Origin of the sequence: uncultured Winogradskyella sp. (assembly GCF_947498005.1) — a bacterium.
Classification (GTDB): Bacteria; Bacteroidota; Bacteroidia; order Flavobacteriales; family Flavobacteriaceae; genus Winogradskyella.
The window spans coordinates 370053-382370 of the sequence record NZ_CANMIW010000004.1; the positions used below are offsets into that span (position 1 = coordinate 370053).

Sequence of the window (12318 nt, forward strand, 5' to 3'; positions counted from 1 at the left end):
AATTAACAACATAGAACTAATTTGAAAATACTTGATTGGTACATATTAAAGCGATATTTATTTACATTTTTAATGATGTTATTGCTATTTGTTCCTATTGGAATTACAGTTGATTTAGCTGAGAAAGTTGGTAAGATGCTTCAGAATAATGCACCATTTGGTGAAGTCGCTTTTTACTATTTAAACTTCACAGTGTATTTCGCTAATTTATTATTTCCATTATTTTTATTCTTATCCGTTATATGGTTTACTTCTAAGTTAGCCAACAATACAGAAGTTGTTGCTTTTTTAAGCTCTGGAGTTTCATTTTCAAGATTTTTAAGACCTTATATGATAGGTGCAACTATTGTTGCAGTATTCGCATTGTTTTTAGGAATGTATTTAGCACCAATTGCAAGTAAAGGGTTTAACGAGTTTGTATTTAAATATCTTAAAAAGAATAAAAAAATACAACAAACACACGAAGTCTACCAACAAATAAATGACACAGACTATATCTATGTAAGTAATTTTATACCTAATAATAAATCAGGAATAAATTTCACATATGAGCATTTTGAAGATAATGAGCTTAAATATAAAATCTTTGCAGATAATATTCGCTATAACGAAGAAGACAGTACATTTAGGTTAAGAACTTATTTAAAACGATCATGGGAAAATGGCGTTGAAACTGTAGAAAAGGAAAGGCAAAAAGATATGGATTTCTCCTTTGAGTTAGAAGATTTAACACCAGTAGAATACGCAGCGGAAACCAAATCTTACGGCGAATTATTAGATTTTATAGCAGCAGAAAAACGTAGAGGTTCACCTAACATTGGTCGCTATGAAGTTGTAAAGCTTAAGAAATGGAGTTTACCTGTTTCTATCTATATTTTATCAATTATTGCGGTTGCGGTTTCTTCGGTAAAGCGACGTGGTGGAATGGGTGTTAACCTTGCTTTTGGTATTGCAATTGCCATGATTTATGTCTTTTTTGATAAAGTATTTGGTGTGATGGCTGAGCAATCAAATTTTCCGGCAGTGATTGCTGTCTGGTTTCCCAATTTTATATTTGGTATATTGGCAGTATATCTACTGCGAAATGCAAAACGTTAAACTAAAGCACTATTTACATTTACATTTTCTAGTAATCATTGCTGGTTTTACAGCAATCTTAGGTAAAGAAATAACGATTGGCGCTTTAGATTTGGTATGGTATAGAATGGGAATGGCAGCTATTTTAATGTTTATATACATTAAAATAAGAAAGTTCAATCTTAAAATATCTAAGAAGTCATTTTTGCAATTCGCAATTGCTGGTGTAATTATAGCATTACATTGGATTACTTTTTTTGAAGCTATAAATCAAGCTAACGTTTCTATAGCATTAGCCATGTTTTCCTCAGGCGCTTTTTTTGCCTCTTTTATTGAACCCATTTTTTTTAAACGACGTATTTTAGGATATGAAATAGTCTTTGGGATTGTTGTAATACTTGGTGTTCTTCTTATCACAAGCAGTGAAATGGGATACATAAATGGTATTGTTTTAGGTTTATTCTCTGCCTTATTCTCTACTTTGTTTGCGGTTATTAACGGAAGATTTATAGAACAACATAGTGCTACAATAATTTCATTTTATGAATTTATTTGTGGTGTCGTTTTCCTAACCATTTTTATTTTGCTTACAGGTAAAACTTTTAACGCTGCGTTTTTTACACTTTCAAATGAAGATTGGGTGTACTTATTTATTTTGGCTTCGGTTTGCACAGCTTATGCATTTATAGGCTCAGTAGATGTAATGCGCTATATAAGTCCGTTTACAGTAATACTTAGTTATAATTTAGAACCAATTTATGGTATTGCTATCGCTTTATTTTTATATCCTGAAACAGAAAAAATGTCCTCACAATTTTATCTAGGTGCCATTCTCATTTTAATTACAGTATTGTTTGATGCTGTTTTTAAAAACTATAAGAGTAGAAAAAAATTACCTGCAAAGAATCGAGATTAAATTTTTATAGTTTCTATATTATAATCTATTTTTGTAAATTGAACATAGAACTTACTTTTATCTTTATTAATTATAATAAGAATACGTAGGTTTGTATTCAATAAACAAACTAACTAAAAAACTAACTTCAAATTGTATGGAATACTTAGAGTTTGAATTACCAATAAAAGAACTAGAAGAGCAACTAGATAAATGTGCAATAATAGGTAAGGAGAGTGATGTAGATGTTACGGAAACCTGTAAGCAGATTGAAAAAAAATTAGCTACAACTAAAAAAGAAATATATAAGAACCTAACGGCTTGGCAACGCGTTCAGTTGTCTCGTCATCCTAATAGACCATATACCTTAGATCACATAAATGCACTTTGTGGTAATACCTTTTTAGAACTCCATGGCGACAGAAATGTTAAGGATGATAAAGCAATGATTGGTGGTTTGGGAAAAATTGGAGATCAATCTTATATGTTTATTGGTCAGCAAAAAGGTTATAATACTAAAACAAGACAGTACCGTAATTTTGGGATGTCAAATCCTGAAGGCTACAGAAAGGCATTACGTCTTATGAAATCTGCTGAGAAATTTGGTATTCCTGTGGTAACACTAATAGATACTCCAGGCGCTTATCCAGGTTTAGAAGCGGAAGAACGAGGGCAAGGGGAAGCTATTGCTAGAAATATTTTAGAAATGGCACGTTTAAAAGTGCCTATAATTACAATTATTATTGGTGAAGGTGCTTCTGGTGGAGCATTAGGAATAGGTGTAGGTGATAGGGTAATGATGTTAGAAAATACTTGGTATTCTGTAATATCACCAGAATCTTGTTCTTCAATTTTATGGAGAAGTTGGGAATATAAGGAGCAAGCTGCTGAAGCATTGAAATTGACTGCAAAGGATATGAAACGTATGAAACTTGTAGATCAAATTATAAAAGAACCACTAGGTGGAGCGCATACAGATAGAGAGAAGACTTTTAAATCTGTAAGTGATGCCATTTGTAAGTCTTATGATGAGCTTAAAAACTTATCACCAAAAGATTTAGTGAAACAACGTATGGATAAATACAATGATATGGGAGTCTATAAAGACTAATTCCACTAAACATAGGCTATTTAAAAAAACTGAAGTTTATACTTCAGTTTTTTTTATCACTATTAACAATATTTTTGAGTTATTAACAGTTCAATTGTTGATGATGTGTTAAGATTGTAGATACAGCTTTTTCATTTCAACAACACTATTTAGTTATTTTTGTTACTTATGAAACAACCCAATCCAGTAACCGGTTATAAAGTAGATAAAAGCACAATCATTAACTTAGAGAAAGGCAAAATACCACCTCAAGCTACTGATTTAGAGGAGGTTGTGCTTGGTGCTATGATGATTGACAAGAAAGGTGTTGATGAAGTTATCGATATTTTAAGTCCTGATGCATTTTATAAAGAAGCGCATAAACACATCTTTGATTCTATTTTTAAATTATTTGAAAACTCAGAGCCTGTTGACTTATTAACTGTTTCTAGCCAATTAAAGAAAGAACAAAAGTTAGATCTTATAGGTGGCGATTTTTACTTAATTTCCTTAACGCAACGTGTATCATCTTCTGCACATATTGAGTTTCATGCACGTATTATTCTTCAGAAATATATTCAAAGAAGTCTAATTAAAATTTCTAACGAAATCATAGAAGAGGCTTATGATGAAACTAGAGATGTATTTGATCTTCTAGATACAGCTGAAGCAAAATTATATGAGGTAACTCAAGGTAATGTTAAGAAATCTACGGAATCTGCTCAAAGTTTAGTAATTCAAGCGAAGAAAAAGATTGAAGAGATTTCAAATAAAGAAGGAATGAGCGGTATACCTTCTGGCTTTGATAAATTAGATAAGTTAACTTCTGGTTGGCAACCATCAGATTTAGTAATTGTTGCAGCTCGTCCTGGTATGGGTAAAACAGCATTTACATTAACGATGGCTCGTAATGTTGCTGTAAATAGTAATACACCTGTAGCATTCTTCTCATTAGAGATGTCTTCAGTACAATTAATAACACGTCTAATTTCTAGTGAAACGGGTTTATCTTCTGAAAAGTTAAGAACTGGTAAATTAGAAAAACACGAATGGGAACAGCTTAACGTTAAAGTAAAAACATTAGAAAAAGCACCACTTTTTATTGATGATACACCATCGCTTTCTATTTTCGATTTAAGAGCAAAAGCACGTCGTTTAGCATCTCAGTATGGCATTAAGATGATAATGATTGATTATTTGCAATTAATGACAGCAGGAGGAAGTCAAAAAGGAGGAAATCGTGAACAAGAGATCTCAATGATTTCTCGTAACTTAAAAGCCTTAGCAAAGGAATTAAGTATTCCTGTTATTGCTTTATCTCAGTTATCTCGTGCTGTAGAAACGCGTGGTGGAAGTAAAAGACCTTTATTATCAGACTTACGTGAATCTGGAGCAATTGAGCAAGATGCCGATATTGTATCATTTATATATAGACCAGAATATTATAAAATTGATGAATGGGATGATGAAGAACGTTCACCAACGGCAGGTCAAGGTGAATTTATTGTTGCCAAGCATAGAAATGGTGGATTAGAAAACATTAGATTAAAGTTTATCGGTCACTTAGGTAAGTTTGATAATTTAGATGATTTTGATACACCTTTTGGTGAATTTCATTCAAAAATGAATGCTGCTGCCAACGATAATACTTTTGCACCAGATAATTTCCCATCACCTTCTGATGCATTTGACGGACCGGAAGATGATGGTGTGCCTTTTTAACAACTTTTTATGGATTTACACATTCATTTTTAACTTATCTTTGTAAGCTCAGTTAAACCAAATCTTTACAATGTTAGAGCAAAGACGTACAACAAATATATTGTTGTTAATTATAGTAGTTCCTTTAGTTTTTTACTTACTAAAGATTTTGTCATTTATTTTTATTCCACTCATATTTTCGATGTTTATCGCTTTATTGTTTTTACCAATAATGCGATGGTTGGGGCGTCGTAAAATCCCTAAAGTTTTTAGTATAATTATTGTGCTTTCACTAGTAGGAATTGGTCTTAAATTAGGTATTGAATTAGTTCAATTATCTAGTAGGCAAATCTTAGCTAGTAATGCAGAATTTTTATCTAAAGCCGAATTGAAAATAACAGATCTAAAGATTTATTTATTTGATAATTTTGGAATTGAGATTGAACAAGAACACGGTTTTATAGGTCAATTTTTTCAAAAGGAAAACTTAGGATCAACACTTGGATTTCTAAATTCGTTCTTAACTGGTTTATTAATGACAGTTTTCTTTGTTGTTTTATGGTTGGCTGAATCTATTAATGTACACAAATTACTTAATAATACATTGCTAAAAAGAAAGCATACATCTGTCAAGACCTTCATGAAGATTGAAAACGACCTTATTAAATTTATTAAGGTTAAGTTTTTGGTTAGTGCATTAACAGGATTATTTACAGGATTAATGTGCGTTTTTTTTGATGTAAGCTTTCCTATATTTTGGGGATTATTTGCATTCGCTATCAACTTTGTTCAAATGGTAGGTTCGTTTATTTCGGTAATTTTATTATCAATTTTTGCCTTTGTTGAGTTAGATCCTACGAGTACTTTATTCTTTTTTATACTTGCCATTTCATTAGTACAAGTAACATTTGGAGCTATTTTAGAGCCTATATTTATGGGTAAATCATTTTCTATTAATGTTATTGCCGTATTAGTAATGTTGATGTTTTGGGGTTTTCTTTGGGGAATTCCAGGTTTAATTATGGCTATTCCTATAACAGTGTTTATAAAAATTATTTTAGATCAGTTTGAAGGCACCAAAGTCATAGCGAGTCTATTGTCTGGTAATGAAACCAAATTGGACTAATGCCTGATAATTTATTATTCTTTAATGTATTCTTAATCTTAAAAGAATAATAAATTCAGGTTTAAAAGACTAAATAATCATTATATTTCGTTTAAATTCTAATGAACTTGAAAAACATAATCATATTTAGTTTCTTACTGATTTTGAGCTATAAGGCTCATGCATCCTATATATTAATTCCAATGGATGCAGAAACTCAAGAAAATCATCTAAAAGCTTATGGTGTTACTTATTGGACATTAGAACGAGAGCTTAAAGTTAAATGGTTGCTAAACTATAGAGGTGGTTCATTTTTATTACCAGACGCAGAAATTATTCAAAGAGAATGCCAAATCAGAGGCGTATCATTTGAAGTGATTTCAGATTCTAAAGCAGCTAAAATTTTAGAAGATATAGCCAGTCCTGCTGTCAATCAAGAAGCTGTTGTATTAGAAAAAGCGCCAAAAATTGCAGTATATACACCTTATGGAAAACAACCTTGGGATGATGCTGTGACTATGGTATTAACGTATGCTGAGATTCCTTATGAAACCATTTATGACAAAGAAGTTTTAAATGATGAACTATTGCTTTATGATTGGTTGCATTTACATCATGAAGATTTTACAGGGCAATACGGAAAATTTTATAGAACATACCGTTCTGCTGCTTGGTATATCGAGGAAAAAAATAATGCTGAGGAGTTAGCAAGTTCATTAGGCTATTCTAAAGTATCAGAAGAAAAATTGGCTGTTGCGCTAAAAATTAGAGATTACGTTGTCGGTGGCGGATTTATGTTCGCTATGTGCTCCGCTACAGATAGTTTTGACATCGCATTGTCTGCAGAAGGTGTCGATATTTGTGAACCAATGTTTGATGGTGATGCTAGTGATCCTAGTTACCAGAGTAAAATTGACTTTACAAATACATTTGCTTTTAAAGATTATACTCTTGAGCGGAGCCCCAATGTTTATGAGTTTTCGTCTATAGATATGACTCAGAAGAGAAAAATTCCTAAGACTACAGATTATTTTTCATTGATGGAATATTCCGCTAAATGGGATCCCATACCAACGATGTTAACTCAAAATCATACAGCTTTAGTCAAGGGCTTTATGGGACAAACAACTTCGTTTACGCGAGATCAAATAAAATCTAATGTATTGGTAATGGGCGAAAATAGAACAAATGGAGAAGCCAAATACATACATGGTATAAAGGGAAAAGGTTTTTTTACTTTTTATGGTGGTCATGATCCAGAAGATTATACACATAGAGTAGGAGATCCAAAGACAGAATTAGATTTACACCCAACGTCACCAGGATACCGCCTAATTTTAAATAATGTATTATTTCCAGCTGCTAAGAAGAAGAAACAGAAGACCTAGATTAATTAGTGCATATTCTGATTTTTTTGTAATTTAAAATAATTAATTCAATATTATATGGGAGCAAAGGAAGATATACTAAATAAAATTCAAATCTTAATTACAAATCATTTTAGTACACCAGAAAAGGCCTTTGCTTTTTTTGATAAAAATGGAGATGGAAAACTCAATAATAGTGAAATAGTAAAGCTCTTAAAGCAAGCTGAGATTAGCGGATTTATTAGAGGAATTGTGTCTTCAAAATTAATTGAAGGCTATGACAAGGATGGTGATGAACGTATAAATTGGGAAGAATTTAAACTTGCAGTTGATGAAATTTCGGCGAATTCTTAATTGTAATTTTAAAATATAACGGTGGAATTTTATCAAAAAGAAATTAAACTTGATGCTTGTCCAAGAGGATTTCATTTAATCACATCTTATATAATCAGTGCTATTCCAGAAATTAGTTCCATTAAAATAGGACAATTACAGGTATTTATTAAACATACGTCTGCGAGTTTAACTATAAATGAAAATGCAGATCCTACAGTGAGATTAGATTTTGAAAGCCATATAAATCTTATGGTTCCTGAAAATCAATCCTATTACAAGCACACTTTTGAAGGACCTGATGATATGCCAGCTCATATAAAATCTTCTTTAATGGGTACATCTGTTCAAATTCCAATTACAAATGGTCGTTTAAACCTAGGCATTTGGCAAGGAATTTATTTATGTGAGCATAGAAATAAAGCTGCTGGTAGAAATTTAGTGTTAACGGCTTTTGGTAATTAATTTCTCTAGAACAACTTCTACTCCAAAATCATCATTTGATGCAGTCTTAAAATTGGCAGTAGTTTTTACATTATCATGTGCGTTATCCATAGCGTAGCTGTATTTTGCGCAGGCCAGCATTTCTAAATCGTTATTATAATCGCCAAAGACCATAGTCTCTGAAACATTTATGTTAAGTTCATTTTGTAAAAAAGTTAGAGCGTTTCCTTTATTGGTAATTGCTTCAGAAATATCTACCCAATTTTTTCCTGAAACTACGACATTAAGCTCGGGCTTTAAGTGTTTAACAAATGGTAAAACATGGGTTTCAGAATTGGTTTCGTGATATATTGCTATTTTTATAACATCATCTTTTATTTCTTCAAATGAATCTATAAAAGTATAGATTGAATAATATTCAGAAATAGTGTTTATAATCTTCTCAGAAGCTCTTAGAATATAAGCTTGATTTTTTGTGCAGAATATAGGATGCGTATTTTTAATTTTTGATACTAAATTATATAATTGCGATAATCTACTTGTTTCTAAAGCATAGGAGAGTAGTGTTTTTTCTTTTTGAATAATTAAACCACCATTTTCTGCAACAATTATAATTTCATTTTTTATAGATGGAAGTTTTTGGATAATACTATAATATGGTCTTCCACTGGCTGCCACAAATTGAATATTATGTTTCTGTAATTCTTTGAATACTTTAAAAAATCTTGAACTGACCTCATGGTTAGAATTTAATAAGGTACCATCCAAATCAGTAACCACTAGTTTAATGTTATTCATTGTAATAAATTTTGGAAAACAGATTATTAGAAAATAAAAAATCCGATTCAAATTAATGAACCGGATTTTATAAGCGAAATGTTGTTATTAATTTGGCTAAAAGCCTTATTTAACTTTGTTTATGATAGCTTCAAAAGCTTCTGGATGGTTCATTGCTAAATCAGCAAGTACCTTACGGTTCAAGTCGATATTGTTAGCTTTTAAACCTCCCATAAATTTTGAATAGCTCATTCCATGCTGTCTTGCACCTGCGTTAATACGCATAATCCATAATGAACGGAATGTTCTCTTTTTTACTCTACGGTCTCTGTACGAATATTGCATCGCTTTATCAACCGCGTTTTTTGCTACTGTCCAAACGTTTTTACGTCTTCCGAAGTAACCTTTTGCTTGCTTAAGAACCTTTTTTCTTCTGGCTCTTTTCGCTACTGAATTTACTGATCTTGGCATTTCTTTAATTGTTTTTTGTAGTAGGCGACCTAAATAGGTACTTGCTAAATTGTTTTGCCTAACTCCAGGGTTTATAATTTATTTTAACCGATTAAAAAAATATTACTTTAAACGTAACATTGTTTTAATATTGTCCTCATCAGCCTTATGTACTAAAGCATCGTGAGTTAACGCAAGCTTACGCTTTTTAGATTTTTTTGTCAAAATATGACTCTTAAAAGCGTGCTTTCTTTTGATTTTACCGGTACCAGTTAGTTTAAAACGTTTCTTGGCACTCGATTTTGTTTTCATTTTAGGCATTTTCTCCTCTTTTAAATTTACGTTTCGCTTATTATCTTTTAACTGATTTAACAGTTAGTCTTATTTTTTCTTAGGTGCGATGAACATAATCATACGCTTTCCTTCTAGCTTAGGCATTTGCTCAACTTTTCCATATTCTTCGAGATCTTGAGCTAATTTTAATAATAAAATTTGGCCTTGTTCTTTAAAAACGATGGATCTTCCCTTAAAGAATACAAAGGCTTTTAACTTTGCGCCATCCTTAAGGAATTTTTCAGCATGTTTTTTCTTAAATTCATAATCATGGTCATCTGTTTGAGGACCGAAACGAATTTCTTTAACAACGACTTTTGTTGCTTTAGATTTTAATGCTTTTTCTCTTTTCTTCTGTTCGTAAAGGAATTTTTTATAATCCATAACTTTACAAACAGGAGGTTTCGCATTTGGCGATATCTCTACAAGATCTAAACCTTGTTCATCGGCAATGGATAAAGCTTTTTTTATAGGGTATACACCTATTTCGACATTATCTCCGACAAGTCTTACTTCTTCAGATCTGATCTTGGAATTTATACGGTGTTTATCTTCTTGAGATACACGTCTTGTATAATTCTTTCTGTTTCTACGTATTGCTATGGCTTCTGTATTTAAATTAAACTTATATTATTTAAAAGTCTTTAAACTTTTATTTACTCTGTCATTTACTAATTTCGTAAAGTCTTCTACAGTAATTGTGCCAAGATCATCTCCTCCATGTTGGCGTACAGTTATAGTATTGTCCTTTTCTTCTTGTTCACCTACAATAATCATAAACGGAAACTTTTGCATTTCAGCTTCGCGAATTTTCTTACCTACAGTTTCATTTCTGTTGTCTGTGAGGGCGCGAATTTCGTCATTTTCTAGCACATTTAAAACTTTTTCGGCGTATTTTTCATATTTCTCACTAATAGAAATAATAATTGCTTGTTCTGGCATTAGCCATAGCGGGAAATTTCCACCTGTATGTTCTAATAAAATTGCAACGAATCTTTCTAAACTTCCAAAAGGAGCTCTATGGATCATTACAGGTCTATGCATCTCATTATCACTACCCTTATATGTAAGGTCAAATCGTTCTGGTAAATTATAATCAACTTGAATTGTTCCTAGTTGCCATTGCCTACCTAAGGCATCTTTTACCATGAAATCTAACTTAGGACCGTAAAATGCAGCTTCACCAGTTTCAACTACATAATTTAAACCTTTATCAATTGCAGCATTTAGAATAGCTTTTTCTGCTTTGTCCCAATTTTCATCACTACCAATATATTTATCCGGATTCTCAGGATCTCTAAGAGAAACTTGTGCTGTGAAATTTTCAAATCCTAACGAACCAAAAACATATAATACGAGATCAATTACCTCTTTGAATTCTGTGTCTAATTGATCTGGAGTACAAAAAATATGAGCATCATCTTGTGTAAAGCCTCTTACTCGAGTTAATCCATGTAGTTCTCCACTTTGTTCATATCTATATACAGTTCCGAACTCAGCAAAGCGTTTCGGTAATTCTTTATATGAGAATGGCTTACTGTTATATATTTCACAATGGTGAGGGCAATTCATTGGTTTTAATAAAAATTCTTCTCCGTCGGCAGGAGTGGTAATAGGTTGAAAACTATCTTCTCCGTATTTAGCGTAGTGCCCAGAAGTTTCATAAAGTTCTTTTTGACCTATGTGCGGAGTTACAACCATTTCATAACCTGCTTTCTTTTGTGCTGCTTTAAGAAAATTTTCCAAACGTTCCCGCAGTGCAGCACCTTTAGGCAACCAAAGTGGTAAACCTTGACCAACTCTTTGCGAAAATGTGAATAACTCCAGTTCTTTACCAAGTTTTCTATGATCACGTTTTTTAGCTTCTTCTAATAAATGAAGATATTCTGTCAATTCTTTCTGTTTCGGAAACGAAATCCCGTAAACCCTAGTTAATTGTTTATTCTTTTCATCTCCTTTATAATAAGCACCAGCAACGCTTAAAATTTTTACCGCTTTTATTATTCCAGTATTAGGAATATGACCTCCACGACATAAATCTGTAAAAGATGAATGATCACAAAAACTAATTGTTCCGTCTTCTAGGTTTTCAATTAGGTCTACTTTATAGTTGTTTTTATCCTTATAATAGGAGAGGGCTTCTTCTTTAGAAACAGTACGCATTTTAAAATCGTGTTTACCTCTGGCTATTTCAATCATTTTGCTTTCAATAGCTTTAAAGTCATTTTCAGATATTGAACCTTCTTTTAAATCTACATCATAGTAAAACCCATTATCAATGGCTGGACCTACCCATAGTTTTACATCAGGATATAATTCTTCAAGAGCTTGTGCTAATACATGGGCAGATGAGTGCCAAAAAGCTTTTTTACCTTCATCATTTTTAAATGTGTATAAAGTAAGGCTACCATCTGTAGTTAATGGAGTGGTGGTTTCAACAACTGTATCATTAAATTTTGCCGAAATAACATTACGAGCAAATCCCTCGCTAATATCTACAGCCACTTCATAAGGTGTTACTTCTTTTTTGTCAAAAGATCTAACCGAACCATCAGGTAGAGTAATTTTTATCATTATATATAGTATAAATTTTAGCCTACAAAGATATACCTATATATATAATAGACAAAGTGAAGTTTCTATAAAATAATAAAAGAGTCTTAACTATGAATGTAAAAGTTAAAGAGTAGTAAGTATCATTTATATTCTGTTTAACTATTATTTAGAGATCGGTATGTTATACTGC

At 31.8% G+C, this 12318-nt stretch carries 13 protein-coding genes; 8 read left to right on the forward strand and 5 right to left on the reverse strand.

The features are described 5' to 3' along the window. Nucleotides 1-21 precede the first annotated feature (21 nt). The 8 genes from Q0891_RS09905 (at nt 22) to Q0891_RS09940 (ending at nt 8033) form a co-directional block, all read left to right on the forward strand. Nucleotides 22-1098 carry an LptF/LptG family permease gene (locus tag Q0891_RS09905; protein WP_299101196.1) on the forward strand — a complete coding sequence of 359 codons (1077 nt, stop codon included), beginning with the start codon at nt 22-24 and terminating at the stop codon, nt 1096-1098. After that, nucleotides 1085-1993 carry a DMT family transporter gene (locus tag Q0891_RS09910; protein ID WP_299101198.1) on the forward strand — a complete coding sequence of 303 codons (909 nt, stop codon included), beginning with the start codon at nt 1085-1087 and terminating at the stop codon, nt 1991-1993. Before Q0891_RS09905 ends, Q0891_RS09910 begins: the two co-directional genes overlap by 14 nt. A 136-nt stretch (nt 1994-2129) precedes the next feature. After that, nucleotides 2130-3083, forward strand: coding sequence for an acetyl-CoA carboxylase carboxyltransferase subunit alpha (locus Q0891_RS09915; RefSeq protein WP_299101200.1), 954 nt, complete (start codon nt 2130-2132; stop codon nt 3081-3083). Between the two features lie 168 nt (nt 3084-3251). Further along, the gene (gene dnaB / locus Q0891_RS09920) at nt 3252-4784 is read left to right on the forward strand and encodes a replicative DNA helicase (RefSeq protein WP_299101202.1); all 1533 of its coding nucleotides are present in this window, start codon (nt 3252-3254) and stop codon (nt 4782-4784) included. Nucleotides 4785-4854: 70 nt separating this feature from the next. After that, complete coding sequence (locus tag Q0891_RS09925; RefSeq protein ID WP_299101203.1) at nt 4855-5889, forward strand: AI-2E family transporter; 1035 nt, start codon at nt 4855-4857, stop codon at nt 5887-5889. A 182-nt stretch (nt 5890-6071) separates the two neighbouring features. Then, the gene (locus Q0891_RS09930) at nt 6072-7256 is read left to right on the forward strand and encodes an asparagine synthetase B (protein WP_299101219.1); all 1185 of its coding nucleotides are present in this window, start codon (nt 6072-6074) and stop codon (nt 7254-7256) included. 57 nt (nt 7257-7313) lie between these two features. Beyond that, nucleotides 7314-7589 carry an EF-hand domain-containing protein gene (locus tag Q0891_RS09935; RefSeq protein WP_299101205.1) on the forward strand — a complete coding sequence of 92 codons (276 nt, stop codon included), beginning with the start codon at nt 7314-7316 and terminating at the stop codon, nt 7587-7589. 21 nt (nt 7590-7610) lie between these two features. After that, on the forward strand, nt 7611-8033 hold the full coding sequence (locus Q0891_RS09940; protein ID WP_299101207.1) for a secondary thiamine-phosphate synthase enzyme YjbQ: 423 nt from the start codon (nt 7611-7613) through the stop codon (nt 8031-8033). Here Q0891_RS09940 and Q0891_RS09945 read toward each other — a convergent pair. The 5 genes from Q0891_RS09945 to thrS all read right to left on the reverse strand — a co-directional run bounded on the left by Q0891_RS09945 (nt 8013) and on the right by thrS (nt 12146). After that, the gene (locus Q0891_RS09945; protein WP_367179567.1) at nt 8013-8810 is read right to left on the reverse strand and encodes a Cof-type HAD-IIB family hydrolase; all 798 of its coding nucleotides are present in this window, start codon (nt 8808-8810) and stop codon (nt 8013-8015) included. The two genes, Q0891_RS09940 and Q0891_RS09945, sit on opposite strands and share 21 nt — an antisense overlap. Before the next feature lie 105 nt (nt 8811-8915). Continuing rightward, on the reverse strand, nt 8916-9260 hold the full coding sequence (gene rplT, locus Q0891_RS09950; RefSeq protein ID WP_173282253.1) for a 50S ribosomal protein L20: 345 nt from the start codon (nt 9258-9260) through the stop codon (nt 8916-8918). A gap of 102 nt (nt 9261-9362) precedes the next feature. Continuing rightward, on the reverse strand, nt 9363-9560 hold the full coding sequence (rpmI, locus tag Q0891_RS09955) for a 50S ribosomal protein L35 (protein WP_173282254.1): 198 nt from the start codon (nt 9558-9560) through the stop codon (nt 9363-9365). Nucleotides 9561-9620: 60 nt separating this feature from the next. Next, the gene (infC, locus tag Q0891_RS09960; RefSeq protein WP_299101224.1) at nt 9621-10169 is read right to left on the reverse strand and encodes a translation initiation factor IF-3; all 549 of its coding nucleotides are present in this window, start codon (nt 10167-10169) and stop codon (nt 9621-9623) included. A gap of 33 nt (nt 10170-10202) precedes the next feature. Beyond that, a complete protein-coding gene (thrS, locus tag Q0891_RS09965) occupies nt 10203-12146 on the reverse strand; it encodes a threonine--tRNA ligase (RefSeq protein WP_299101209.1) in 1944 nt (647 codons plus the stop codon). Nucleotides 12147-12318: the final 172 nt, after the last annotated feature.